Here is a 24,205-nt window from a genome sequence, read left to right on the forward strand (position 1 = left end):
CCGGGGCACGGCCGTCAGGACCGGAAAAAGGGGAGTGGGCATGAAGGTGGCGCTCGTGCTGGGGACCAGTGCGGGAGGCGTGGGCAGGCATGTCCGGATGCTCGTGGAGGGCCTGTCCGGGGGCGGCGACGACGTGGTCGTGGCCGGCCCGCCGAGTGTGGAGAAGTCGTTCGGCTTCACCGGCGCCGGCGCCCGGTTCGCCGCCGTCCCGATCGCGGATCGCCCGCATCCGGTGAACGACCTCAAATCCGTCGCCCGGCTCAGATCGATCACCCGGGGCGCGCAGGCCGTCCACGCCCACGGACTGCGCGCGGGTGCGCTCGCTGCTGCGGCCCTGATGGGGTCGCGCAGCCGGCCCGGCCTCGTGGTCACCCTGCACAACGCCGTCACGGCGGGGGGTGCGATCGGGGCCGTGTACGGGACCCTGGAGCGGATCGTCGCCCGGCGGGCGGATCGGGTGCTGGTCGTCTCGCCGGACCTCGGCGAGCGCATGCGTGCCAGGGGAGCCCGCGCGGTGAGCGCGGCCGTGGTCCCCGCTCCCCATCTGGGCACGCCCACGCGGACCCCGGAGGAGGTACGGCGGGAGCTCGCCGGCCGGGTGGCGAGCTCGCCGTCGCCAGAAGGGCTCTCGGAGGGTGACAGACCCGTGCTGCTGACCGTGGCCCGGCTCGCCCAGCAGAAGGGGCTGGAGACGCTGCTGGACGCGTCGGCCCGGCCGTACGACGGCCGCCCCCTGTTCGTCGTGGCGGGAGACGGGCCCCTGCGGGCCGAGCTCCAGGCTCGGATCGACGCCGAGGGCCTGCCGGTCCTGCTGTACGGCTGGGCGAACACGGCCGACCTGCTCCAGGTGGCGGCGGCGGTGGTCGTGCCGAGCAGATGGGAGGGCCAGCCGCTGAGCGTCCAGGAGGCGCTGAGGGCGGGCAGGCCGGTCATCGCGACCCGGGTGGGTGGCATTCCCGGAATGGTGGGGGACGCCGCCCTCCTCGTCCCGCCCGGCGACGCGGGAGCGTTGGGCGAACAGATCGCGCGCGTCCTCGGCGACGCGGCCCTGGCGGGTCGGCTGGCCACGGCCTCCGCGCGCCGGGGGCAGGAGCTTCCCGGGGAGGCGGACGCTGTGCGCTCGGCAAGGGACGTCTACCTGACGATGTCCCAGGGGTGACACCTCCGTAGCCGTGGCCCCGGCCCCGGCCGATCACGCCGTCCACCTGGGCTGTCGCGGGTGCCGGTGCACCGGATTAGGTCAACCTAAGCCTGATCCATATACTGAACGGGTTGGGGGGGAGTATCCCTTCGCGACAGCCTCGTCATCACGGCGTCAGCGCCCGGGACTGTCGGTCCACCTCGGTGGGCGGGAGAGACCTCCGGCAGTGTGTTCGCGCGCGCCGGAAGGTCTTGTCTTGAGTGTTCCCCTGTGGGCTTGGCTCGCCGTCATCGTCGGCATGGTGGTCGTCCTCGCGGTCGACCTGTGGATCGTCGACCGTGGCGAGCCCCGCGAGTTCTCCCTCCGGCAGGCGGGGATCTGGGTCTGTTTCTACGTCTCGCTGGCCGTCGCCTTCGGCGCGATCTTACTGATCTTCGGCGGGACCCAGGCGGGAGGCGAGTTCTTCGCCGGGTACCTGACCGAGTACAGCCTCAGCGTGGACAACCTGTTCGTCTTCTACATCATCATGGGGCGCTTCGGCGTGCCGAGGATGTACCAGCACAAGGTGCTGCTGGTGGGGATCGTGCTCGCGCTGATCATGCGCGGCATCTTCATCGCGATCGGCGCGGCCGTGCTCAACCAGTTCAGCTGGCTGTTCTACGTGTTCGGCGTCTTCCTCGTGTACACGGCCTACACGCTGATCCGCGACCACAACAAAGAGGAAGAGGAGTTCACCGAGAACATCGTCCTGCGCTGGGCCCGCCGGGTCTTCCCGACCACTCCCGACTACGTCGGCTCGCGTGCGATCGCCCGCGTGGACGGCCGGCGGATGGTCACTCCGATGCTGATCGTCATGATCGCGATCGGCACCACCGATCTGCTCTTCGCGCTCGACTCGATTCCGGCGATCTTCGGACTCACCAAGGACGCCTTCATCGTCTTCACCGCCAACGTGTTCGCCCTGATGGGACTGCGTCAGCTCTACTTCCTCCTCGGAGGTCTGCTGCAGCGCCTGGTCTACATCAGCTACGGGCTTGCGTTCATCCTGGGTTTCATCGGGGTTAAGCTCGTTTTGGAGGCGTTGCACGAGAGCGGCGTCTCCTGGGCGCCTGAGGTCCCCATCTGGCTGTCGCTGTCCGTCATCGGTGTCACGATGGCGATCACGACCGTCGCCAGCCTGATCAAGGTACGGCGTGACGCGGCGTCCGCTCCGGCGGAAGCGCAGCGAGGTCAGGAGGCCTCGCTGGGCCAGGAGGCCCCGCAGGGTCAAGAAGCCTCACAGGGGTAGGAAGCCTCACAGGGGTAGCGAAACGGGCAACGAAACTGTTTGCTTGTCTCGTTGTGCCGTGCAATGACCGACCGGTCGGTAATATCGTCCGTTAAGGCGCAAACCGGTCCATAGTCGCTACAGAGTACAAAGGTTCCCTGTGTCCAACGATTCTGAATTTTCCCGCGAGCCCGTCCAGGCAGCGGGGAGTCCCGGTCGTATCCGGCTCGCGCGTGGGGTGTCGCCGTGGCTGGCGCCGACCGCCACGGCGGCGGCCGTCACCACCCTCCTCGTCCGCAAATCCCCCAAGTGGGCGCTGGCCGCCGCACCTCTGGTGGCGCTGACGGGCGGCATGCTCTGGTTCTTCCGCGACCCCGAGCGGGCGCCGGGCCGGGGCCGGGTCATATCGCCGGCAGACGGAGTCGTCCAGAGCATCGACCCGTGGCCCGACGGCCGCACCAGGGTGGCCATCTTCATGAGCCCCCTGAACGTCCACGTCAACCGGGCGCCGGTGGCCGGCACGATCACGTCGGTCGAGCACGTGGCCGGCGGGTTCGTCCCCGCGTTCAACAAGGACAGCGACAAGAACGAGCGTGTGGTCTGGCACTTCGACTCCGACCTCGGAGACATCGAGATGGTGCAGATCGCCGGCGCCGTCGCACGCCGGATCGTGCCGTACTTGGAAGCAGGGACCAAGGTGGCCCAGGGTGACCGGGTCGGCCTGATCCGGCTGGGCTCCCGGGTCGACGTCTACCTGCCCGAGGGCATCGCCCCCGCGGTCACCGTGGGCGACAAGACCGTGGCGGGGGTGACACGCCTTGACCACGTCTGATCTCGGTGCCGGCGCGGGCTGGCCGGTCGAGGAGCTGTCCGACGAGCCGAGGGGCCCGGTCGGCAAGGCCTTCCGGCTGTCGGCGGCCGACTCGCTGTCGCTCGGCAACGCCCTCAGCGGCTTCCTCGCCGTCTGCCTGCTCGCGTGGTCGGCGATCACCGATCTGCAGGCGAGCGGCAAGTTCGAGCCGGACCCCCGGTTCTTCGGCACCGCGGTGGTGCTGCTGCTCGTGGGCGCGACCTGCGACCTGTTCGACGGTCTCGTGGCCAGGAGGTTCCGCGCGTCGGCGATGGGCGCCGAACTCGACAACCTCGCCGACGTGATCAGCTTCGGCTTCGCCCCGGCCTTCATGGTGGTGATCTGGGGCGGGTTCTCCGGCAAGGTGCCCCTGTGGCTCGTGCTGCTCGCGGCGGCCTCGGTCCTGCTCGCCGGCGTCGTACGGCTGGCCCGCTTCGCCTGTGTGAAGACCAAGAGCGGCGACTTCATGGGCCTGCCCATCCCGATGGGCGCGATGACCGTGGTGTCGATCGTGCTGCTCTTCCAGCCGGGATATCTGACCATCGCCGGGATCGTCGCGGTCGCGTGGCTGATGGTCAGCCGGATCGAGTACCCCAAGCCGAAGGGCAACCTCGCCGCCGTCGTCCTCGCCTGGATGATGATCAACGTGGCGTGCCTCATCATCTGGGCGGCCCGCCTGGCCGGCGGCGACCAGCTCATCACCGTGGGCGCCATCATGCAGATCGCCATAGTCTCGGCGATCCCGTTGCGCGTCCTGATGTTCAAACAGCAGCAGCGCAGGGAACGACGCGAGGAGAGCGTGGGCTGACACCCGGCACAGAAAGGGGCCTGACCAGGGACTGCGGTCACTCAGGCCCCCTTCGGCACCGGGCATTTCGGAAAGTCCCAGGCTCTTCACGTGGATAGATCGCCTAGTCCAGACGGAGCCCTGGTCGCCATGCCTCGTGAGCACACCCGGACGTACTTCCTCGGCAAACTCGCGCGGGAGTTGGAGCTCAGGGGCCTGGAAGCGTTCCTGCGTCCCGACCCTCCCTCGCTGAAGGTCCGCGACCCGGACGCGGCGATCTTCACTGAGACCGTCGACTGCGTGGCCCTGTCGGACGGCTGGTTCTTCCGCTGGTCCTGGGGCGACGTCGTGGAGAGCGCCGACCAGCCCGCCGCGGCGGCCGACCGCATCGTGAAGGTCTTCACCACCGGGGAGTCCCGCCCGCATCCGGGCCTCGAAGACGCCTGAGGACCCCTTCAGCGAGGTTGGCGCGCGCGAAGCGCGGCCAGCGCCGCGGCCGGGTCGTCGGCGAAGAAGCGGACCTGGGTCACCTCCGCCAGGCGGCCGAGAGGCCGGGTGACGGTGACGGGTTCGGCCAGTTCGACGACGATGTTCGTCTGGGACGAGACCGCGACGCCGAGGCGTCCGTCCTTCACGGTCACGACGCCTGACTCGTCGTAGGCGCGCGCCGGTCGCGCCGACGTGATCATCTCTCGTGGCAGACGCAGGTCGAAGAACGCGCCATACCGGACGCGCAGCTCCGTGGGGGAGACGACGTGCGGCCGCGTGGCGCAGGCGGCGCCGATCGCCAGGCCTATGGCGATCGAATACAGGTCCACCGCGAGCACCGCGAGACGCAGGGCGTTCGGCAGGTCCCACGCCCTCAGGAGCACCTCGACCGCCCCTGCCTCCAGGGCCATCAGGAACACCACGATCAGCAGCGTCGGCGTCTGCTCCCGCGCGTACGGCACGGCGGTCGCGCCGGGTGGCACGCCGTCGCGGCGGCGCAGCACCCACAGGACGAGGCTGACCATGCCCATCGCGTCGAATCTCATGATTCGCCGGGCGGCGAGAAGCGCTCGGCCCGCCGGCGTGGACTCGCGGATCATGTCCTGTGCTTCAGCGTGATCACGAGGAGCCGGAACACCTCGGCCTGGGCGGGGGAGACCTCTGCCGTCATCGCCTCGAGCCACCGGCCGCCGTGGGCGTCCGCCGGCGTGCCGATCATCGCCGTGACCATGGCCTCGGGCATGTAGGCGGCCAGGTCGGCGGCGAGCGCCGGGACTCGGGGGTCGGCGGGATCCGCGTCCTCGAGCTCGTCGAGGCGTTCGTAGAGCACGTGGCCGCGGGCGAGGGCCTGCGGCTCGGTGAGCGGACTCATCAGATCGAGGACCTGAGCACGGTCGGCCGGGTCCGCCACGGTGTCCATCAGGGCCAGCCACTCTCGGTCGACGGCGGCGAATCGCGACCCTCCGGAGGACAGATCGCGGAGCAACCCCGCCATCTCGGGCGACACCGCCGAATCAGGGCGAAGGTCCGCCTCCGCGAGCAGTACGGCAAGCCGCGTCCGCCGGGCGCCGATCGCCTCCTGCTGCCGGGCCAGGTCCGCGTCCAGCTCCTCGAGCATCTCGCGCAGTTCCCTGCCCTGATCGTCGGCCAGAACGTCGCGGATCTCGTCCAGGGACAGGCCGAGCTCGGCCAGTCGCCGGACCCTGGCGAGGACGACCGCGTCCCGCAGCCGGTAGTCCCGGTATCCGTTGGCCAGCCGTACGGGCTCGGGGAGCAGTCCGATGTGGTGGTAGTGGCGCACGGTCCGGGTGGACACCCCGACCAGCGCGGCGAGCTCACTGATCCGCATGCCCCTCATTAGAAACGTTGCCGTTGCGACAAGGTCAAACCACCGCATCCCGGGTCCGCTCGCGGTGGCGGGAAAAAACTTCGGGCGACGTGTCGATTTCGGGCGGGCCCGTTCGAGGCCCAGGTAGAGGGCCGTGAACGAGCGGCCTGGGACCGAAGGGAACCGACATGACGGCTCAGCAGGCGGCCGCCGCCGCGACCGGCGAGCGCTGCGATCCGGCGACGAGCGTCACCAAGACCTTGCTGGCCTACGGAGTCATAGCCGGGCCGATCTACGTCCTGGTCTCCGTGATCGAGGGCCTCACCCGGGAGGGCTTCGACTTCTCCCGCCACGCGTGGAGCCTGCTCGCCAACGGCGACTTCGGCTGGATCCACATCGCCGTCCTGGTGGTGAGCGGCCTGATGACCGTCGCCTTCGCGGTCGGCCTTGGACGCTGTCTGCGGCCCGGCCGGGGCGCCACCTGGGCGCCGCGCCTGGTCGGCGTGTACGGCGCGAGCATGGTGGCCGCGGGGGCGTTCCGCGCGGACCCGGCGCTGGGCTTCCCCGTCGGGGCGCCGGCAGGCGCGGGGGAGGTCACCTGGCACGGCACGCTGCACCTCGTCTCCGGCGGCATCGGGTTCGCCTGCCTGATCGCGGCGTGCTTCGTGCTGGGGGCCCGGTTCGTGGGCGAGGGGCGCGGGGGATGGGCGGCCTTCTCCCGGGCCACCGGAGTGCTGTTCCTCGCGGGCTTCGCCGGCATCGCGTCCGGCGGCGGTAGCGTCTGGATCAACCTGGCCTTCACCGCGGCCATCGTGCTCGTCTGCGCCTGGATCTCAGCGGTGGCGCTCCACCTCTACCGCCGGGCCGCGCACAACTGAACCCCCTATCACTAGAGCGTCGGAAGAAGGCAAGGAGAAATCATGCGTTATCTGGTGTTGCTCAAGTCGGAACAGCCGCCCACCCCGCCGCCTCCCGAGCTCATGGAGGCGATCATGAAGCTCGGAGGCGAGGCCACCGCGGCCGGCGCCCTGCTGGACACCGCCGGGCTGGCCCCGAGCGGTGCGGGCGCGACGGTCGAGCTGACCGGTGGACGGCTCAGCGTGACCGACGGGCCGTTCGCCGAGGCGAAGGAGCTCATCAGCTACGCGCTGTACGAGGTCCGGTCGAAGGAGGAGGCCGTCGAGTGGGCCGCACGCTTCATGAAGCTGCACCGGGACCTCTGGGAGGGCTGGGAGGGCGTGTCCACGGTCCTGAAGGTGATGGGTCCCGAGGACTTCGGGCCTCCGGCGGGATGAGCCCGTCCCCTCCAGGTTGTGAGGCCTGAACCCGCCTGAGATCTCGTCCCGCACCTCCCGCACGGGACGACGTGGTGGTTGGATCGGTGGCCATGACGGTCACCGATCCTCGCCGCGTCACCCACCGCGCGATCGAGGCGGTGTGGCGGATCGAGTCCGCCAGGGTGATCGCCGGGCTCGCCCGGCTCGTCCGTGACGTGGGCCTGGCCGAGGAACTCGCGCAGGACGCCCTGGTCATCGCCCTCGAACAGTGGCTCGAGTCCGGCGTCCCCGACAATCCGGGCGCATGGCTCATGGCGACGGCGAAGCATCGCGCGATCGACCTCCTGCGCCGCCAGACCAGGTACGCCGACAAGCTCGAGGAGATCGGGCGCGACCTCGATGCCCGGCAGCGGGCAGAACCGGGCCCGGACACGGAGATCGAGGACGAGATCGGCGACGACCTGCTGCGCCTGGTCTTCACCGCCTGCCATCCCGTCCTGCCGCCCGAGTCCCGCGTGGCGCTCACCCTGCGTCTGCTCGGCGGGCTCACCACCGAGGAGATCGCCCGTGCCTTCCTGATCGCGGAGCCCACCGTCGCCCAGCGGATCGTCCGCGCGAAGCGAACCCTCGCCGCGAAGAAGGTGGAGTTCGAGCTGCCGGCGCCGCACGAACTGGCCGACCGGCTGGCGTCGGTGCTCGGAGTGATCTATCTGATCTTCAACGAGGGGTACGCGGCGACGGGCGGGGACGCCTGGACGCGCCCGGAGCTCTGCCAGGAGGCCCTCCGGCTGGGCCGGATCCTCGCCGGGCTCGCGCCCGAGGAGCCCGAGGTGCACGGCCTGGTCGGCCTGATGGAGATCCAGGCGTCCCGCCTGCGGGCCAGAACCGGCCCGGAAGGCGACCCCGTGCTGCTCCTCGACCAGGATCGGCGCCTGTGGGACCGGCTGCTCATCCGCCGCGGCCTGGAGGCCGTCGGCAGGGCCGAGGCGCTCGGCGGCAGGTTCGGCCCGTACGCGCTGCAGGCCGCGATCGCCGCCTGCCACGCTCGAGCGTCGTCGAGCCAGGACACGGACTGGGAGCGGATCGCGGCCCTCTACCAGGTGCTCGCCCACGTCTCGCCGTCTCCGGTCGTGGAGCTGAACCGGGCCGTCGCCGTCGGGATGGCCTCCGGCCCGGTCGCCGGCCTGGAGATCGTGGACGCGCTCGCGTCCGAGCGCACCCTGGCGGCCTATCCTCAGCTGCCCGCCGTACGCGGTGATCTCCTCGCCCGGCTGGGCAGGCTCGGCGAGGCGCGGCGGGAGTTCGAACGGGCCGCCGCGCTGACGCGGAACGCGCGGGAACGCGCGCTCTTCCTCCGACGGGCGGCGGGCCCGTCGGACGGGACCGCCACGGAGTGACGGCCCGGGGTCTCTCAGGGCCCCGGGGCCGCAGGGTCGCCCGGCCAGGGTGTGTTCAGGCGGTGGTCACCAGCCGCGCGCTTTCCATTCGGGAAGGGACGGGCGCTCGACGCCGAGGGTCGTGTCCTTGCCGTGGCCCGGGTACACCCACGTCTCGTCCGGAAGACGGTCGAAGATCCGCTCGACGACGTCGGTGAACAGCTGCTCGAACCGCTCCGGGTCCTTCTGCGTGTTCCCGACGCCTCCAGGGAACAGCGAGTCGCCCGTGAAGATGTGGGAGTCCTGGTAGAGCAGCGCGATCGAACCCGGCGTGTGCCCGCGCAGGTGGATCACGTCCAAGGCGACGTCGCCCACGCTCACCTTGTCTCCGTGCTCAACCGTACGCGTGACCGCGACCGGCAGCTCGGGGGCGTCGAGCGGGTGGGCGATCACCTGCGCTCCCGTCGCCCTCGACACGTCCTCCAGAGCCATCCAGTGGTCCTGGTGACGGTGTGTGGTCACGATGGAGCTGATCGGCCGATCTCCGATGAGAGCGAGCAGGCGATCGGGTTCCGCGGCCGCGTCGACGAGCAGGCCGTCGCCGGTCGCCGTGCACCGCAGAAGGTAGGCGTTGTTGCCGAAACCGCCGACCTCGATCTTGGAAATGGTCAGCCCGGGCAGCTCGCGCACGTCGGCGGGGCCGCCCTTGGTGACGTCTCCGGTGTAGCTCATGATCCTCCTAAGATCCTGTACGGCTCACGCTAGTCACGGTCGGGCGGCCATGTGCGCGGCGGTCGCGCGGGCAGGTCCGGCGGAGCGGGCATCACCAGCCACGGAGGCGGCGACGGCGGGAGGCCGGCCGCTCCCGCTGGGGAGGGTTCCACGGTCAGACCCTCTCCGGATGCCCGCCCGGTGAGCCAGGCGACGAGCTCTCGGGGAGAGCCGTGCACGGCTGGACCGCGGCCGAGTCCGTGCCAGACGCGGGCCTGCCCGCCGTCCTCCCACCGGGCGACGATCTCGCTGACCGGGCCCTCACCCCGGGGCCACGACGCCATGGTGTCGTGCAGCTCCCGCCTGACGTAGGTGTCCGGCCAGTCGGCCCAGCCGTACCCCGCGCCGAGATCGACGTGATGGATCTCGAGCTCGCGAAGCCGGCGGGCCGGGATGTACCAGGCGGGATGTTCGGGCGGGCGTATGCCGGACACGGTGGCCGACCAGGCCTCCGAGGGCATGCCCTCGACCGCCTCGCGCAACCGGTCGGCGCTGTCCTCGAGGTCGGCGAGCAGCTCCTTCACGGGCCGTACGGCTCCCGCCTCGATCTCGGTCTCCCGCACTCCCTGCCCGGAGTACTGGGGTGTCCGGACACCGGTCCTGGCCCATGTCAGCAGGTTGACGTGGCTGTCGGCGTTGCGCGCCAGGTGGGTCAGGACGTGCCCCCGGGTCCATCCGGGCAGGAGGGAGGGGGCGCGGACGTCGTCGTCGGTGAGCCGGGCGGCGGTCGCCAGCAGCCGGCTCGTGGATTCGGCCAGTTCGGTCTGAAGCTCCTCGACAGCGGACATAGGGCAATCATGGACCACCTCGTGGACCTCGCTCCGGGCGGCCGCGCCGGGGCCGCCCGGGAAGCGCACGCGGGCGCGGATGGTTTCACTGAGAGAGTTTCCGGCCGGAGTCCGGGACGCGGGTTTGACGGAACTCATACCCTGGATGAGTGGGGGCGTGACCGTTTCGGAGGCGTTCGGCCGCCCGCGCCGGCCGCCGGAAGACGCCCCCGAAAAATGTCGGTGGCACCGGATAGCTTGCCCGTGCACCTCCTGTTGACTCCATCGACCTATCGGGACCACCGTGGCTGACCGCCTGATCGTGCGTGGCGCACGTGAGCACAACCTGAAGGACGTTTCGCTGGACCTGCCGCGAGACGCTCTCATCGTCTTCACCGGGCTCTCCGGCTCCGGGAAGTCCAGCCTGGCCTTCGACACGATCTTCGCCGAGGGCCAGCGGCGCTATGTCGAGTCGCTGTCCGCCTATGCGCGGCAGTTCCTCGGGCAGATGGACAAGCCCGATGTGGACTTCATCGAAGGACTGTCCCCGGCGGTCTCCATCGACCAGAAGTCGACCAACCGCAATCCGCGTTCAACGGTCGGCACGATCACCGAGGTCTACGACTACCTGCGACTGCTCTGGGCCCGGATCGGCAAGCCGCACTGCCCCACGTGCGGCCGTCCCATCGCGCGGCAGACGCCGCAGCAGATCGTCGACCGCGTGCTGGAGCTGGAGGAGGGCACCCGCTTCCAGGTGCTCGCCCCGGTCGTCCGCGGCCGCAAGGGGGAGTACGCCGAGCTCTTCCGCGAGCTGCAGACCAAGGGTTTCGCCCGGGCCAGGGTCGACGGCACGATCGTCAGGCTGGAGGAGCCGCCGACGCTCAAGAAGTACGAGAAGCACGACATCGAGGTGATCGTCGACCGGCTCGCGGTGAAGGACGGCGCGCGGCGCCGGCTCACCGACTCGGTCGAGACGGCCCTGCAGCTGTCCGGCGGGACGATCACCCTCGACTTCGTCGACCTGCCCGAGGGCGACCCCAACCGTGAGCGGTTCTACTCGGAGCACCTCTACTGCCCCTACGACGACCTGTCGTTCGAGGAGCTGGAGCCCCGGTCGTTCTCGTTCAACTCGCCCTTCGGCGCCTGCCCGGAGTGCACCGGCCTCGGCACGAGGATGGAGGTCGATCCGGACCTCGTCGTGCCGGACCCGGAGCGCACGCTCGGCGACGGCGCCATCGCGCCCTGGGCCAGCGGTCACACGAGCGACTACTTCGTCCGGATGATCGAGGCCCTGGGCAACGCGCTCGGGTTCGACCTCGACACCCCGTGGGAGAGGCTGTCGAAGAAGGCGCAGAAGGCCCTCCTCAACGGCCACGACGAGCAGGTCCACATCCGCTACCGGAACCGGTACGGCCGCGAGCGCTCCTATTACACGAACTTCGAGGGCGTCATCCCCTGGGTGCAGCGCAGGCACGCCGAGTCGGAGAGCGACGCCAGCCGGGAGCGGTTCGAGGGCTTCATGCGCGAGGTCCCCTGCCCGGCCTGCGGCGGGCGCCGTCTCAAGCCGGTGTCCCTCGCCGTCACCGTGGGCGACGCGTCCATCGCCGATGTCTCGGGCCTGTCGATCGGCGAGTGCGCCACGTTCCTCGGCGCGCTCCACCTGTCCGACCGGGACATGCACGTCGCCGAGCGGGTGGTCAAGGAGATCAACGCGCGGCTCGGCTTCCTGCTCGACGTCGGTCTCGACTACCTCACTCTCGACCGGGCCGCCGGGACGCTGGCCGGAGGGGAGGCCCAGCGGATCCGCCTGGCCACACAGATCGGGTCCGGCCTCGTCGGCGTGCTCTACGTCCTGGACGAGCCCTCGATCGGCCTGCACCAGCGTGACAACCAGCGGCTCCTGGAGACGCTCATCCGGCTGCGCGACATGGGCAACACCCTGATCGTGGTCGAGCACGACGAGGACACGATCGCGGCGGCCGACTGGGTGGTCGACATCGGTCCCGGGGCGGGCGAGCACGGCGGCCAGGTGGTGGTCTCCGGCACGGTCGAGCAGCTGCTGGCCAGCGAGCAGTCCCTCACCGGGGCGTACCTGTCGGGCCGCAAGGCGATAGCCATACCGGACGTGCGGCGCAAGCGGGACCGCAAGCGGCAGCTCGTCGTGAAGGGCGCCCGCGAGCACAACCTGACCGGCGTCGACGTCGAGTTCCCCCTGGGCGTCTTCACGGCCGTGACGGGGGTCTCCGGGTCGGGCAAGTCGACGCTCGTCAACGACATCCTCTACAACGCCCTCGCGAAGGAGCTCAACGGCGCCCGCACCGTTCCCGGCCGTCACTCCCGGGTGACGGGCACCGACCTGGTCGACAAGGTGGTCCACGTCGACCAGTCGCCGATCGGGCGCACGCCGAGGTCCAACCCCGCGACCTACACCGGGGTCTTCGACCACGTCCGCAAGCTCTTCGCCGCCACCGCCGAGGCGAAGATCCGCGGATACCTGCCGGGCCGGTTCAGCTTCAACGTCAAGGGCGGCCGCTGCGAGGCGTGCTCCGGCGACGGCACGATCAAGATCGAGATGAACTTCCTGCCCGACGTGTACGTCCCGTGTGAGGTCTGTCACGGAGCCCGGTACAACCGGGAGACGCTGGAGGTCCACTACAAGGGCAAGACGATCTCCGAGGTCCTCGACATGCCGATCGAGGAGGCCCTGGAGTTCTTCGAGGCCATCCCCGCGATCCGCCGGCACCTGCAGACGCTCAACGACGTCGGCCTCGGCTACGTGCGGCTCGGTCAGCCGGCGACCACGCTGTCCGGCGGTGAGGCCCAGCGGGTGAAGCTCGCCTCGGAGCTGCAGCGCAGGTCCACCGGGCGCACGGTCTACGTCCTCGACGAGCCGACCACGGGTCTCCACTTCGAGGACATCCGCCGCCTGCTCGGCGTGCTCAACCGGCTCGTCGACAACGGGAACACGGTCATCGTCATCGAGCACAACCTCGACGTCATCAAGACGGCCGACTGGATCATCGACATGGGCCCGGAGGGAGGGTCCCGCGGCGGCAAGCTCGTCGCCACGGGAAGGCCCGAGGACATCGCCCGGATCGAGGACAGCCACACGGCTGTGTTCCTTCGCAAGATCCTCGGAACGTGACCGGCGGGGGCACCCCAGAGGGGGTCCCGCTTACTCTCCGCAGATCAGTCGTCCGTCATGCTGAACCAGGCCAGGGACGCGAACCGTTATAGACGACGTAGAGTGACGCGTCGCCGAGACGCCGGACGCGGCACCCTGACCTGTTCGAATCATGGAAGGACGATCATGACGGAAACGACCCGCCGAGCGATGATCTTCGGGACGGGAGGGGCGGGTCTCGCCGTCGCGCTGACCGCCTGTGCCGGATACACCACCGCCGGTCCGGAGGCCGCTCCGCCCGCCCAGCCCGCGGACGGGGCGGGAGAGGGGGCCGCCTCGAAGGTCAAGGCGGGAGCCGCGATCGCCAAGACCGCGGACATCGCCGTGGGGGGCGGGAAGGTCATTTTGGGCGCTCAGCTCGTCGTGACCCAGCCCACGGCCGGTGAGTTCAAGGCGTTCAGCGCGGTGTGCACCCACCAGGGCTGCATGGTGGACAAGGTCGCCGACGGCACGATCGACTGCCCGTGTCACGGGAGCAAGTTCAGCGCGAAGGACGGCTCCGTGGTGAACGGCCCGGCGTCGGCGCCGCTCCCGGAGATGAAGATCCAAGTGAACGGTGGCGACATCACCCTCGGGTGAGTCCCGCGCCCGGCGCGATCACCGAGGCCGGTCCGCACGTTGGCGGCCGGCCACGATCCCGCCGGGCTTTCCCATTTCCGGGGAGCCCCCGGCGGTGGCCGGAGCTCTCTCGTGAGGAGGGGAGGCTCCGGGGGTGGCGAGGCGATCTCGCGAAGAGCCTCCGGAGATGGCGCAGCGATCTCACGAAGAGGGAGCCTCCGGGGATGGCCGGGGCGATCTCGCGAAGCCGGAATTGTCGGCGGATCCAAGTAGGCTTTTGGTTGTGGCGGATCCGGCAACCTACAGACCGGCGCCCGGATCGATCCCCGAGTCGCCAGGCGTTTATCGCTTCCGCGACCCAGGCGGCCGGGTGATCTACGTTGGCAAGGCCAAGAGCCTTCGTCAACGGCTGAACTCTTACTTCGCGGACTTCGCGGGGCTGCACCCGCGGACCCAGACGATGCTGACCAGCGCGTCGTCGGTCGACTGGACCGTGGTCGGGACCGAGGTCGAGGCGCTCCAGCTGGAGTACTCCTGGATCAAGGAGTTCGACCCGCGGTTCAACGTCAAGTACCGCGACGACAAGTCCTATCCCTACCTCGCGGTGACGATGGGGGAGGACTTCCCCCGCGTGCAGGTGCTGCGCGGGGCCAAGCGCAAGGGCACACGCTACTTCGGGCCCTACTCGCACGCCTGGGCGATCAGGGAGACCGTCGACCTGCTGCTGCGCGTGTTCCCGGTGCGAACCTGCTCGGCCGGCGTCTTCAAGCGGGCCGGCCAGATCGGGCGGCCCTGCCTGCTGGGATACATCGACAAGTGCTCGGCGCCCTGCGTGGGCCGCGTCACTCCCGAGGAGCACCGCGACCTCGCGGAGGACTTCTGCGACTTCATGGCGGGCAACACCACCCGCTTCATCAAGCGGCTCGAGCGGGACATGCGCGCCGCGGCGGCCGTGGAGGAGTACGAGAAGGCCGCACGGTTGCGCGACGACGTCCAGGCGCTGCAGCGGGCCCTGGAGAAGCAGACCGTCGTCCTGGGCGACGGCACCGACTGTGACGTGATCGCCCTGGCCGAGGACCCGCTGGAGGCGGCCGTCCAGGTCTTCTACGTGCGCGGCGGGCGGATCCGCGGCCAGCGCGGCTGGGTGGTCGACAAGGTCGAGGAGACCACGTCCGGCGATCTCGTTGAGCAGTTCCTCCTCCAGATGTACAGCGAGGCCACGATTCCCCGGGAGATCCTGGTCCAGGCCTCGCCGCCCGACGTCGAGGCCGTCATCGAGCTGCTCAGCGAGCAGCGGGGCTCACGGGTGGATCTGCGCGTCCCCCAGCGGGGCGACAAGAAGAGCCTGATGGAGACGGTCGAGCGCAACGCCAAGGAGTCCCTGGCCCAGCACAAGCTGCGGCGCGCGAGCGACCTGACCACGCGTAGCCGCGCGTTGCAGGAGATCGCCGACGCCCTCGACCTGGACCAGGCCCCGCTGCGCATCGAGTGCTATGACGTGTCGCACATCCAGGGCTCCGACGTGGTGGCCTCGATGGTGGTGTTCGAGGACGGCCTGGCCCGCAAGAGCGAGTACCGCAGGTTCTCGATCAAGAGCGCCGAGGGTGACGTCGCGTCCATCTACGAGGTCATCTGCCGGAGGTTCAAGCGGTATCTGGAGGAGCGCGTCGCCACCGGTGAGCTCGACGGCGAGTCCCCGGCGGCGGAACAGCTCGCGGAACAGGGGAGTGAACCGGCGGCGGGGACGCCCATCGACCCGGAGACCGGCCGCCCGCGCAAGTTCGCCTACCCGCCCAACCTCGTCGTCGTGGACGGCGGCCCGGCCCAGGCGGCGGCCGCCCAGCGAGCGCTCGACGAGCTGGGGATCGACGACGTCGCGGTCTGCGGGCTGGCCAAGCGCCTGGAGGAGGTCTGGTTGCCGGGGGAGGACCTGCCGGTGATCCTCCCGCGCACCAGCGAGAGTCTTTACCTGCTGCAACGAGTGCGCGATGAGGCTCATCGCTTCGCTATCACCTACCATCGGTCAAAGCGGTCCAAAGCGCTGAAGGAAAGCGCGCTGGACCAGGTTCCGGGGCTGGGGCCCTCCCGACGGCAGGCGCTCCTGCGCCACTTCGGCTCGGTCAAGCGGCTGCGGGAGGCCACCGCCGCCGACATCCTCGAGGTTCCCGGCATCGGACCGGCGACCGCTGACGCGATCGTCGCGGCGTTGAAGGACGACCGCGGGTGAACGTCGCAGAACGTCCACTCGGGGCCGGGCCGGTTCCGGACGGTCACAGGCGGTGGCGGGACGGTCGCGTGTTGCGGCGAGCCGGTGGCGCGCCGTGGCGTGGCGATGTCATGCTCCCGGCAGGGGTGGGTCGTCTCCCGGCAGGGGGCGCCGATGGGACGAGGCCGTTATCGAGGCCGTTATGAGGCAGGACGGTGAGCGGGCGATGAGCACGACTGAGCCGGCGTTCGTTGTGGTCACGGGCATGTCCGGGGCGGGCAGGAGCACAGCGGCCAAGGCGCTGGAGGATGTGGGCTGGTTCGTCATCGACAACCTGCCGCCAGGTCTGCTGTTCTCCCTGGCGGAGGAGGCGGGCAAGGTCAACCTGGCCGCCGACAAGGTGGCGGCGGTGGTCGACGTGCGCAGCCTCGCCTTCACGACGGACCTCAACGCGGCGATCGAGGAACTCGACGGCCGCGGCGTGAGCGTCCGGGTGATGTTCCTTGAGGCGAGCGACGACGAGTTGGTCCGCAGGTTCGAGAACGTCCGGCGGCCCCATCCCCTTCAGGGGGACGGCCGGCTGGTCGACGGCATCGGCCGGGAGCGCGGCATCCTCCGCGAGGTCAGGGCCAATGCCGATCTGGTCATAGACACCTCGTCGCTGAACGTCCACGAGTTGCGCAGCAAGGTCGTCTCCTTCTTCGGCGGGGAGGACCGGCCCGGCCTCAAGGTCAGCGTGGTCTCCTTCGGCTACAAGTACGGCATGCCCGTCGACGCCGACCTCGTGGTCGACTGCCGGTTCCTGCCCAATCCCCATTGGGTGCCGGACCTGCGTCCCATGAACGGCCTGGACGCGCCTGTCAGGGACTACGTGCTCAGCCAGCCCGGGGCGAAGGAGTTCCTCGACGGATACGAGGACGTCTTCGGGGTCGTGGCCGCGGGATACACCCGCGAGGGCAAGAGCTACGTGACCCTCGCCGTCGGGTGCACGGGCGGCAAGCACCGCAGCGTCGCCATGGCCGAGGAGATCGGGTCCCGCCTGCGGGAGCACGGCATGGACGTGCAGGTCAGCCATCGCGACATGGGCCGCGAGTAGCCTCCTCCGATCTCCCGGCGCCTTCCACCGCGCCCCTCGCCCGGCAACGCCGACTCGCGCAATTGTGGATCTTCCGGAGCTTTTTCGTAGAGTAGGGCTTTCTGGAAAAGGGCTTCGTTAGGGTTAGGCGAGCCGTCGGGCGAGGAGGAGCATGAACGAGCTCGCCTGTGGACTTGGTGAGTCCGCAGTCCCCGGGGAGTTCGCGAGTCCCCCACGTGGGCCCAAGGTCGTCGCCCTTGGCGGCGGCCACGGCCTGTACGCCTCCCTGTCGGCCCTGAGACGGGTCACCGGCGACCTCACGGCGATCGCCACGGTGGCCGACGACGGGGGCTCCAGCGGGCGTCTGAGACGTGAGCTGGGGGTGCTGCCACCCGGAGACCTGCGCATGGCGCTGGCGGCGCTGTGCGGCGACGACGAGTGGGGCGAGACCTGGACCGAGGTCGTCCAGCATCGTTTCCGCAGCGAGGGTGAACTGCACGGGCACGCCGTCGGCAACCTTCTGATCGTGGCCCTGTGGGAGTTGCTCGACGACCCCGTCAAGGGACTGGACTGGGTGGGCCGGCTGCTCGGCGCGCACGGCCGGGTCCTGCCCATGGCGTCGGTGCCCCTGGACATCGAGGCCGAGGTCGAGCTGGACGGTGTGATCTCCGTCGTCCGGGGACAGGTGGCCTGCGCGCTGACCCCCGGGCGGGTGCAGGCGATCTCGCTGGTGCCGCCGGACCCGCCCGCCTGCCCAGAGGCGGTCGAGGCGATCGAGGAGGCCGACTGGGTGGTTTTCGGCCCCGGCTCCTGGTTCACGAGCGTGCTGCCGCACCTCAAGGTGCCCGAACTGGCCCGCGCGCTGCACTCGACCAGTGCCAGGCGCATGGTCGTCCTCAACCTCGCGCCGCAGCCGGGGGAGACCGACGGCTTCTCCCCGGAGAAGCACCTGGAGGTGCTCAGGGAGCACGCGCCGTCTCTGCTCGTCGACGCGGTGCTGGCCGATCAGAGCGTCGTGGACGATCCGCGGGCTCTGGAGAAGGCCGCCGTGTCCCTCGGCGGCCGTTTGATTTTGGCCGATGTGGCCGCTTCTGACGGATCTCCGAGGCATGATGGACCACGTCTTGCCGCGGTCCTGGACGAGATTTTCCACGAGAAGCGGTGATCCCCGTCTGTCAAGGTGCGAGAGACTGGCTCCCGTAAGTCTGGTTCGGGGAGGACACGCGCAGATGGCCATGACGGGTGTGGTGAAAGACGAGCTGAGCCGCCTATCGGTGCTCAAGCCTTGCTGTCGTAAGGCCGAGGTGTCGACGCTGTTGCGGTTCGCGAGCGGACTGCACCTGGTCGGCGGCCGTATCGTGATCGAGGCCGAGCTGGACACCAATGTGACCGCCCGCCGGCTCATCAGGGACATCGGCGAGGTGTTCGGCCACCGGGCCGAGGTGCTCGTGCTGGCGCCGGCCGGTCTGCGGAAGGGCTCGCGGTACGTCGTGCGGGTCTACAAGGACGGCGAGGCTCTCGCCCGGCAGACGGGGCTGATCGACAACCACGGCCGCCCGGTCCGCGGGCTGCCCCGCCAGGTGGTGTCGGGGGCCACGTGTGACGCCGAGGCCGCGTGGCGAGGGGCGTTCCTGGCCCACGGCTCGCTCACCGAGCCCGGCCGGTCGATGTCGCTGGAAGTCACCTGCCCGGGACCGGAGGCGGCGCTGGCCCTGGTCGGATCCGCGCGGCGGCTCAAGATCCACGCGAAGGCGCGGGAGGTGCGGGGCGTCGACCGGGTGGTGGTCCGCGACGGCGACGCGATCAGCGCTCTGCTGACCCGCCTGGGGGCGCACGACAGCGTCCTCGCCTGGGAGGAGCGGCGGATGCGCCGCGAGGTCCGGGCGACGGCCAATCGCCTGGCCAACTTCGACGACGCCAACCTCCGCAGGTCGGCCCGGGCGGCCGTCGCCGCGGGCGCCCGGGTGCAGCGCGCCCTGGAGATCCTGGGCGACGACGCTCCCGAGCACCTCGTGGTGGCGGGCCGGCTCCGGGTCGACCACAAGCAGGCGTCGCTGGAGGAGCTCGGCCAGATCGCGGACCCGCCCCTGACCAAGGATGCGATCGCGGGGCGGATCCGGCGGCTGCTGGCCATGGCGGACAAGCGGGCTCAGGACATCGGCATCGCCAACACCGAGGCCAACCTCACGCCCGACATGCTCGCTCCCTGAGCGTCAGCTGCTGACCTTCTCCAGCCGACCGTCCGCGGCGTCGCTGCGGGCGGCGGCGGGCTCGGGGGCGGCTTCGGTGGTCGGCTCGCTTTCCGCCGTGTCGTCCTGGGTGTCAACTGCGGCCTCCGGGGCCGGCTCACTGCTCGGCGCGCCCGCCTCAGCGGCCGGGGCCTCGGCGACCTCGGTTCCGCCGGATTCGGCGGTCTCGGCGGTCTCGGTTTCAGCGGTGTCGGTCCCGGTCGTCTGGGCGTCGGCGGGGGTCTCAGTCGCCAGGGCCTCGGCGGTGTCGGCCGTCCCGGCCTCGGCGGCCGCAGGCTTCGTCGCCTCGTTTCCGGTGGCCTCAGCCTCGGTTACCGCGGCCTCCGCCGATTCGCCCTTGGCGGAGTCCGGCGTGGCGACCGGCTGGGACGCGTCCTGCGCACCGCCGGCCTCGGATGCGGCGACGGATGCCTCGGGTGCGTACGGCGAAGCCGCGGAAGCCATCGCGGCGCTCTGCTGAGCGGCCGTGACCCGCCGGTTCACGAACGTGAAGCCGAAGGCGCCGCCGATCGCCCAGATGAGGAGGCTCTTGATGTCGACGATCTCGCTGAAGTGGTCGGTGACGATCGTGAAGGCGTCGACGTAGCCGATCGGGGTGCCGAGGCTCTCGGCGACCCTGACGACCTGGACGACGTCCTCCATGACGATGCCGAGGGCCGCGCCTCCGAAGGAGAAGATGGCCGCGATGGCGGGGAGCACCGGGCTGGTGGGCTTGACGGCCATCATGGCGGCGCCGACGAGCGCGCCGATGGCGATCGTCGCGACACCGAGCTCGTATCCGCTGAGGTCGACGAACAGCGCGTAGAGGGCCGCGCCGACGAGGGCCGCGACAAGACCGGCGATGATGCCGGGAACCAGCCCGCTCTTCTGCTGGGCCGGAGAATTCTCATGCATGGGGGGATTCCTGGGAGAGAGGAGTTTGGTGTGACAAGCCGGGCACATTACCTCAGAGCCTGACACTTGGTGCGCGCTTTACCTGACTGTGGCATGACCCACCCGCGCGTGGTCTAGTCCAATTTGCGTCCGATAAGGTCTGTCATTGAGGTTTCACGCCAGCCCTGTCGCCGGAATGCCGGCGCACGACGTACGAGGAGATCGGATCCGTGAGCATCCGCGTGGGCGTCAACGGCTTTGGCCGTATCGGCCGCAACTTCTGGCGCGCAGTGGCGGCCAGCGGTAAGGACATCGAGATCGTCGCGGTCAACGACCTGACCGACAACGCAACGCTCGCCCACCTGCTGAAGTACGACAGCATCCTGGGCCGCCTGCCGTACGAGGTGAAGGCCTCGGCGGATGAGATCACCGTGGACGGCAAGGCGATCAAGGCCTTCGCCGAGCGCGACCCCGCGAAGCTGCCCTGGGGCGACCTGGGCGTCGACGTCGTCGTGGAGTCGACCGGCCTGTTCACCGACGCCACCAAGGCGCGGGTCCACGCCGACAACGGTGCCAAGAAGGTCATCATCTCCGCTCCGGCGAAGAACGAAGATGTCACCGTCGTCATGGGCGTCAACCACGAGAGCTACGACCCCGCGGCGCACACGATCATCTCCAACGCCTCGTGCACGACCAACTGCCTGGCCCCGATGGCCAAGGTCATCAACGACACCTTCGGTATCGAGAAGGGTCTGATGACCACCATCCACGCCTACACGCAGGACCAGAACCTGCAGGACGGCCCGCACAAGGACCTGCGCCGGGCCCGCGCCGCCGCGCTGAACGTCGTCCCGACCTCCACCGGCGCCGCCAAGGCGATCGGCCTGGTCCTGCCGGAGCTGAAGGGCAAGCTCGACGGCTTCGCGATGCGCGTGCCGATCCCCACCGGCTCGGCCACGGACCTGACCGTCGAGGTCAAGCGTGAGACGACGGCCGAAGAGGTCAACGCCGCGCTGAAGGCGGCCGCCGAGGGTCCGCTCAAGGGCTACCTGTCGTACACCGAGGACGAGATCGTGTCCTCCGACATCGTGACCGACCCGTCGTCCTGCATCTTCGACGCCGGCCTGACCAAGGTCATCGGCAACCAGGTCAAGGTCATCGGCTGGTACGACAACGAGTGGGGTTACTCCAACCGCCTCGCGGACCTGATCGAGTACGTGGGCGCCTCCCTCTGATGATCGGAATCGACGAGCTCGACGTGAAGGGTCGGCGCGTCTTCGTGCGCGCCGACCTCAACGTCCCCCTCGACGGGGAGACGATCACTGACGACGGCCGGATCAGGGCGTCGGTGCCGACGATCAAGAAGCTGCTCGAGCGCGGCGCCAAGGTGATCGTCGGCGCCCACCTCGGCCGCCCCAAGGGCGCTCCGACGCCGAAGTACTCCCTCGCCCCGGTCTCCCGGCGGCTGGCGGAGCTGCTCGGCGAGGACGTGGCGTTCGCGACCGACGTGGTCGGCGAGTCGGCCAGGAGCGTGACCGAGGCCCTCCAGGACGGCCAGGTGGCGCTGCTGGAGAACCTGCGCTTCGAGCCCGGCGAGGAGTCCAAGGACGACGCGGTCCGGGGGGAGTTCGCCGACAAGCTGGCGGCTCTCGCCGACCTGTACGTCGGGGACGGCTTCGGCGCGGTGCACCGCAAGCACGCCAGCGTCTACGACGTGCCGCAGCGGCTGCCGCACGCGGCCGGCGACCTGGTGCTGACCGAGGTCGAGGTGCTCAAGAAGCTGACCGAGGACCCGGCCCGGCCGTACGTCGTGGTCCTGGGCGGCGCGAAGGTCTCCGACAAGCTCGGCGTCATCGCCAACCTGCTGTCGAAGGTCGACCGGCTGCTCATCGGCGGCGGCATGGCCTACACCTTCCTCAAGGCGCAGGGGCACGAGGTCGGCAACTCGCTGCTGCAGGAGGACCAGCTCGACCAGGTCCGCGGCTTCCTCAACGAGGCCGCGTCCCGTGGCGTCGATCTGGTGCTGCCCGTGGACGTGCTGGCCGCCACGCACTTCGCGGCGGACGCGCTCCACGAGGTGGTCGACGCCACCGCGATCCCGGCCGACCGCGAGGGCCTGGACATCGGCCCGAAGACGCGCGAGCTGTTCGCCGCCAAGCTGGCGGACGCCGAGACGGTGTTCTGGAACGGCCCCATGGGCGTGTTCGAGTTCGAGGCGTTCTCCGGCGGCACCCGTGCCGTGGCTGAGGCGCTCGTCCGGTCCGGCGCGTTCACGGTCGTCGGCGGCGGCGACTCGGCGGCCGCGGTACGGCTGCTCGGTCTCCCCGAGGATGGTTTCTCGCACATCTCCACCGGTGGCGGCGCCAGCCTCGAGTACCTCGAGGGTAAGACGCTGCCCGGGCTCGCCGCACTGGAGGCATAGTGGCTCGTAAGCCGCTCATCGCCGGCAACTGGAAGATGAACCTCAACCACCTCGAGGCCATCAACCTGGTGCAGAAGCTGGCGTTCTCGCTGACCGACAAGGACTTCGACGCCGTCGAGGTCGCGGTGCTCCCGCCGTACACCGATCTGCGCAGCGTCCAGACGCTGGTCGACGGTGACAAGCTCCGGATCGTGTACGGCGGACAGAACCTGTCCCACCACGACTCGGGCGCCTACACGGGGGACATCTCCGGGGCGATGCTCGCCAAGCTCGGTGCGACCTTCGTGCTGGTCGGGCATTCCGAGCGCCGGCAGTACCACCACGAGGACAACGGTCTCTGCAACGCGAAGATCAAGGCGGCCTACCGGCACTCGATCACGCCGATCCTGTGCGTCGGTGAGGCGCTCGAGATCCGCAAGGAAGACCGTCACATCGAGCACACGGTGGCGCAGCTCGATGGCGCGCTCGAGGGCGTTCCGGCCGAGCAGGTCAAGTCGATCGTCGTGGCGTACGAGCCGATTTGGGCGATCGGCACCGGAGAAGTGGCCACCCGGGAGGACGCCCAGGAGGTGTGCGGAGCGATCCGGGCACGACTCGCCGAGCTGTATGGGGACGAGGTGGCCGCAGCGGTCCGTATCCTTTACGGAGGCTCGGTAAAGGCGGACAACATCGCCGGCATCATGGCGCAGCCCGACATCGATGGCGCCCTCGTCGGAGGGGCAAGCCTCGACCAGGGAGAATTCGTCAAGATTTGCCGCTTTCGGGAGATGTCTGGCTAGCTGGGCCGTTTAGGGGGTACGAGTTGACAACAAGTCGTACCCTCATAGTGCAAGATTGAATCGTCACGCCGAATGGCGTCGTGTACACGCCCCGCACATAGGAACAGGTCTACGGTGACAATCGGAATCTCCATCGCTCTCATCCTGTCGAGTGCTCTGATGGTGCTGCTCGTCCTGCTCCACAAGGGCAAGGGCGGCGGTCTGTCTGACCTGTTCGGCGGTGGTTTCACCTCGTCCTTCGGCGGGTCGTCGGTGGTGGAGCGTAACCTGGACCGACTCACCGTCATCACGGGCGTGATCTGGTTCGTCTGCATCATCGCGCTGGGTCTGCTGCTCAGGCCGTAGCGGCTTTCTCAGGCGAACGCGTGATCTGGATTCACCTCCCCGTGTCCCCGGGGCGATCGAGCAAGGAGTTCATCCGTGGGTAGTGGCAACGCGATCCGTGGCAGCCGAGTCGGTGCCGGCCCCATGGGGGAGGCCGAGCGCGGCGAGGCCGCTCCCCGCGTGCGGGTCTCGTTCTGGTGCGCCAACATGCACGAGACGCGTCCCAGCTTCGCCAGTGACGCCGCCGTCCCCGAGTACTGGGATTGCCCCAGGTGCGGGTTGCCGGCCGGTCAGGACGAGGCCAATCCGCCCGCCCCGCCGCGGAACGAGCCGTACAAGACGCACCTCGCGTACGTGAAGGAGCGTCGTAGCGACACCGACGGCGCGCAGATCCTCGCCGAAGCGCTGGAGCGTCTGCGGTCGTCTTCCCGCCCGATCTACTAGGCGCACACGGCGACAGCCACGAGACCCCCCGCGACACGG

The 24,205-nt window shown here is 69.7% G+C and carries 24 protein-coding genes; 19 read left to right on the plus strand and 5 right to left on the minus strand.

Annotation, left to right across the window (positions count from 1 at the left end; translation table 11 throughout):
• Nucleotides 1–40 precede the first annotated feature (40 nt).
• The 5 genes from Pph01_RS33415 to Pph01_RS33435 all read left to right on the plus strand — a co-directional run bounded on the left by Pph01_RS33415 (nucleotide 41) and on the right by Pph01_RS33435 (nucleotide 4,492).
• Nucleotides 41–1,159: a glycosyltransferase family 4 protein gene (locus tag Pph01_RS33415; RefSeq protein WP_204077195.1), complete on the plus strand. Its 1,119-nt coding sequence runs from the start codon at nucleotides 41–43 to the stop codon at nucleotides 1,157–1,159.
• Nucleotides 1,160–1,397: 238 nt separating this feature from the next.
• On the plus strand, nucleotides 1,398–2,429 hold the full coding sequence (locus tag Pph01_RS33420; RefSeq protein WP_204077196.1) for a TerC family protein: 1,032 nt from the start codon (nucleotides 1,398–1,400) through the stop codon (nucleotides 2,427–2,429).
• 139 nt (nucleotides 2,430–2,568) lie between these two features.
• Nucleotides 2,569–3,240 (plus strand): phosphatidylserine decarboxylase, encoded by a 672-nt coding sequence (locus tag Pph01_RS33425; protein WP_373315700.1) that lies wholly within the window; start codon nucleotides 2,569–2,571, stop codon nucleotides 3,238–3,240.
• Nucleotides 3,227–4,066 carry a CDP-diacylglycerol--serine O-phosphatidyltransferase gene (pssA, locus tag Pph01_RS33430; RefSeq protein WP_204077197.1) on the plus strand — a complete coding sequence of 280 codons (840 nt, stop codon included), beginning with the start codon at nucleotides 3,227–3,229 and terminating at the stop codon, nucleotides 4,064–4,066. The genes Pph01_RS33425 and pssA overlap by 14 nt, the downstream gene beginning before the upstream one ends.
• A gap of 90 nt (nucleotides 4,067–4,156) precedes the next feature.
• A complete protein-coding gene (locus tag Pph01_RS33435) occupies nucleotides 4,157–4,492 on the plus strand; it encodes a hypothetical protein (RefSeq protein WP_239117208.1) in 336 nt (111 codons plus the stop codon).
• Between the two features lie 8 nt (nucleotides 4,493–4,500).
• Here Pph01_RS33435 and Pph01_RS33440 read toward each other — a convergent pair whose 3' ends face one another.
• Nucleotides 4,501–5,133, minus strand: coding sequence for a hypothetical protein (locus Pph01_RS33440; RefSeq protein ID WP_204077198.1), 633 nt, complete (start codon nucleotides 5,131–5,133; stop codon nucleotides 4,501–4,503).
• Nucleotides 5,130–5,882 carry a helix-turn-helix domain-containing protein gene (locus Pph01_RS33445; RefSeq protein WP_204077199.1) on the minus strand — a complete coding sequence of 251 codons (753 nt, stop codon included), beginning with the start codon at nucleotides 5,880–5,882 and terminating at the stop codon, nucleotides 5,130–5,132. The genes Pph01_RS33440 and Pph01_RS33445 overlap by 4 nt, the downstream gene beginning before the upstream one ends.
• Nucleotides 5,883–6,049: 167 nt before the next feature.
• Here Pph01_RS33445 and Pph01_RS33450 point away from each other — a divergent pair, with 167 nt between their 5' ends.
• From Pph01_RS33450 to Pph01_RS33460, 3 genes are all read left to right on the plus strand, one after another.
• Nucleotides 6,050–6,739 (plus strand): DUF998 domain-containing protein, encoded by a 690-nt coding sequence (locus Pph01_RS33450; protein WP_204077200.1) that lies wholly within the window; start codon nucleotides 6,050–6,052, stop codon nucleotides 6,737–6,739.
• Nucleotides 6,740–6,781: 42 nt separating this feature from the next.
• On the plus strand, nucleotides 6,782–7,156 hold the full coding sequence (locus Pph01_RS33455; RefSeq protein ID WP_204077201.1) for a YciI family protein: 375 nt from the start codon (nucleotides 6,782–6,784) through the stop codon (nucleotides 7,154–7,156).
• Between the two features lie 92 nt (nucleotides 7,157–7,248).
• Nucleotides 7,249–8,535 carry an RNA polymerase sigma factor gene (locus Pph01_RS33460; RefSeq protein WP_204077202.1) on the plus strand — a complete coding sequence of 429 codons (1,287 nt, stop codon included), beginning with the start codon at nucleotides 7,249–7,251 and terminating at the stop codon, nucleotides 8,533–8,535.
• 66 nt (nucleotides 8,536–8,601) lie between these two features.
• Here Pph01_RS33460 and Pph01_RS33465 read toward each other — a convergent pair whose 3' ends face one another.
• Both Pph01_RS33465 and Pph01_RS33470 read right to left on the minus strand, forming a co-directional pair.
• Nucleotides 8,602–9,246 carry an MBL fold metallo-hydrolase gene (locus tag Pph01_RS33465; RefSeq protein ID WP_204077203.1) on the minus strand — a complete coding sequence of 215 codons (645 nt, stop codon included), beginning with the start codon at nucleotides 9,244–9,246 and terminating at the stop codon, nucleotides 8,602–8,604.
• 29 nt (nucleotides 9,247–9,275) lie between these two features.
• Entirely contained in the window at nucleotides 9,276–10,073 is a 798-nt protein-coding gene (locus Pph01_RS33470; RefSeq protein WP_204077204.1) for a maleylpyruvate isomerase family mycothiol-dependent enzyme, read from the minus strand.
• Nucleotides 10,074–10,356: 283 nt separating this feature from the next.
• On the opposite strand from Pph01_RS33470, the gene uvrA reads away from it, so the two are divergent.
• The 6 genes from uvrA to whiA all read left to right on the plus strand — a co-directional run bounded on the left by uvrA (nucleotide 10,357) and on the right by whiA (nucleotide 19,285).
• Nucleotides 10,357–13,197 carry an excinuclease ABC subunit UvrA gene (uvrA, locus tag Pph01_RS33475; protein WP_204077205.1) on the plus strand — a complete coding sequence of 947 codons (2,841 nt, stop codon included), beginning with the start codon at nucleotides 10,357–10,359 and terminating at the stop codon, nucleotides 13,195–13,197.
• 165 nt (nucleotides 13,198–13,362) lie between these two features.
• Nucleotides 13,363–13,815, plus strand: coding sequence for a Rieske (2Fe-2S) protein (locus Pph01_RS33480; RefSeq protein ID WP_239117209.1), 453 nt, complete (start codon nucleotides 13,363–13,365; stop codon nucleotides 13,813–13,815).
• 262 nt (nucleotides 13,816–14,077) lie between these two features.
• Nucleotides 14,078–16,021, plus strand: coding sequence for an excinuclease ABC subunit UvrC (gene uvrC, locus Pph01_RS33485; RefSeq protein ID WP_239117210.1), 1,944 nt, complete (start codon nucleotides 14,078–14,080; stop codon nucleotides 16,019–16,021).
• A gap of 205 nt (nucleotides 16,022–16,226) precedes the next feature.
• Entirely contained in the window at nucleotides 16,227–17,096 is an 870-nt protein-coding gene (rapZ, locus tag Pph01_RS33490; RefSeq protein ID WP_204077207.1) for an RNase adapter RapZ, read from the plus strand.
• A gap of 151 nt (nucleotides 17,097–17,247) precedes the next feature.
• On the plus strand, nucleotides 17,248–18,240 hold the full coding sequence (locus Pph01_RS33495) for a gluconeogenesis factor YvcK family protein (RefSeq protein WP_204077208.1): 993 nt from the start codon (nucleotides 17,248–17,250) through the stop codon (nucleotides 18,238–18,240).
• A gap of 64 nt (nucleotides 18,241–18,304) precedes the next feature.
• Nucleotides 18,305–19,285, plus strand: a complete 981-nt coding sequence (gene whiA / locus Pph01_RS33500) for a DNA-binding protein WhiA (protein WP_204077209.1) — start codon at nucleotides 18,305–18,307, stop codon at nucleotides 19,283–19,285.
• Between the two features lie 3 nt (nucleotides 19,286–19,288).
• On the opposite strand, the gene Pph01_RS33505 is transcribed toward whiA, so the two are convergent.
• A complete protein-coding gene (locus tag Pph01_RS33505) occupies nucleotides 19,289–20,218 on the minus strand; it encodes a hypothetical protein (RefSeq protein WP_204077210.1) in 930 nt (309 codons plus the stop codon).
• Between the two features lie 209 nt (nucleotides 20,219–20,427).
• Between Pph01_RS33505 and gap the strand changes: the two genes are divergently transcribed.
• From gap to Pph01_RS33530, 5 genes are all read left to right on the plus strand, one after another.
• Nucleotides 20,428–21,432, plus strand: coding sequence for a type I glyceraldehyde-3-phosphate dehydrogenase (gene gap / locus Pph01_RS33510; protein ID WP_204077211.1), 1,005 nt, complete (start codon nucleotides 20,428–20,430; stop codon nucleotides 21,430–21,432).
• Entirely contained in the window at nucleotides 21,432–22,619 is a 1,188-nt protein-coding gene (locus Pph01_RS33515; RefSeq protein ID WP_204077212.1) for a phosphoglycerate kinase, read from the plus strand. Before gap ends, Pph01_RS33515 begins: the two co-directional genes overlap by 1 nt.
• Nucleotides 22,616–23,398: a triose-phosphate isomerase gene (gene tpiA, locus Pph01_RS33520; protein WP_204077295.1), complete on the plus strand. Its 783-nt coding sequence runs from the start codon at nucleotides 22,616–22,618 to the stop codon at nucleotides 23,396–23,398. The genes Pph01_RS33515 and tpiA overlap by 4 nt, the downstream gene beginning before the upstream one ends.
• A gap of 114 nt (nucleotides 23,399–23,512) precedes the next feature.
• Nucleotides 23,513–23,743: a preprotein translocase subunit SecG gene (gene secG, locus Pph01_RS33525; protein WP_204077213.1), complete on the plus strand. Its 231-nt coding sequence runs from the start codon at nucleotides 23,513–23,515 to the stop codon at nucleotides 23,741–23,743.
• Nucleotides 23,744–23,818: 75 nt separating this feature from the next.
• Nucleotides 23,819–24,166, plus strand: coding sequence for an RNA polymerase-binding protein RbpA (locus Pph01_RS33530; RefSeq protein WP_203886199.1), 348 nt, complete (start codon nucleotides 23,819–23,821; stop codon nucleotides 24,164–24,166).
• Nucleotides 24,167–24,205 lie beyond the last annotated feature (39 nt).

This window comes from Planotetraspora phitsanulokensis (genome assembly GCF_016863295.1).
Classification (GTDB): Bacteria; Actinomycetota; Actinomycetes; order Streptosporangiales; family Streptosporangiaceae; genus Planotetraspora; species Planotetraspora phitsanulokensis.

What these genes read in the sequence shown, in the direction of transcription:
- Pph01_RS33455 (WP_204077201.1), top strand. Translation starts at nt 6,782, where the DNA reads ATGCGTTATCTGGTGTTGCTCAAGTCGGAACAGCCGCCCACCCCGCCG.
- whiA (WP_204077209.1), top strand. Translation starts at nt 18,305, where the DNA reads ATGGCCATGACGGGTGTGGTGAAAGACGAGCTGAGCCGCCTATCGGTG.
- Pph01_RS33460 (WP_204077202.1), top strand. Translation starts at nt 7,249, where the DNA reads ATGACGGTCACCGATCCTCGCCGCGTCACCCACCGCGCGATCGAGGCG.
- Pph01_RS33470 (WP_204077204.1), bottom strand. Translation starts at nt 10,073, where the DNA reads ATGTCCGCTGTCGAGGAGCTTCAGACCGAACTGGCCGAATCCACGAGC.
- Pph01_RS33450 (WP_204077200.1), top strand. Translation starts at nt 6,050, where the DNA reads ATGACGGCTCAGCAGGCGGCCGCCGCCGCGACCGGCGAGCGCTGCGAT.
- Pph01_RS33415 (WP_204077195.1), top strand. Translation starts at nt 41, where the DNA reads ATGAAGGTGGCGCTCGTGCTGGGGACCAGTGCGGGAGGCGTGGGCAGG.
- Pph01_RS33480 (WP_239117209.1), top strand. Translation starts at nt 13,363, where the DNA reads ATGACGGAAACGACCCGCCGAGCGATGATCTTCGGGACGGGAGGGGCG.
- Pph01_RS33465 (WP_204077203.1), bottom strand. Translation starts at nt 9,246, where the DNA reads ATGAGCTACACCGGAGACGTCACCAAGGGCGGCCCCGCCGACGTGCGC.
- Pph01_RS33495 (WP_204077208.1), top strand. Translation starts at nt 17,248, where the DNA reads ATGAACGAGCTCGCCTGTGGACTTGGTGAGTCCGCAGTCCCCGGGGAG.
- Pph01_RS33515 (WP_204077212.1), top strand. Translation starts at nt 21,432, where the DNA reads ATGATCGGAATCGACGAGCTCGACGTGAAGGGTCGGCGCGTCTTCGTG.
- Pph01_RS33505 (WP_204077210.1), bottom strand. Translation starts at nt 20,218, where the DNA reads ATGCATGAGAATTCTCCGGCCCAGCAGAAGAGCGGGCTGGTTCCCGGC.
- Pph01_RS33440 (WP_204077198.1), bottom strand. Translation starts at nt 5,133, where the DNA reads ATGATCCGCGAGTCCACGCCGGCGGGCCGAGCGCTTCTCGCCGCCCGG.
- rapZ (WP_204077207.1), top strand. Translation starts at nt 16,227, where the DNA reads ATGAGCACGACTGAGCCGGCGTTCGTTGTGGTCACGGGCATGTCCGGG.
- Pph01_RS33445 (WP_204077199.1), bottom strand. Translation starts at nt 5,882, where the DNA reads ATGCGGATCAGTGAGCTCGCCGCGCTGGTCGGGGTGTCCACCCGGACC.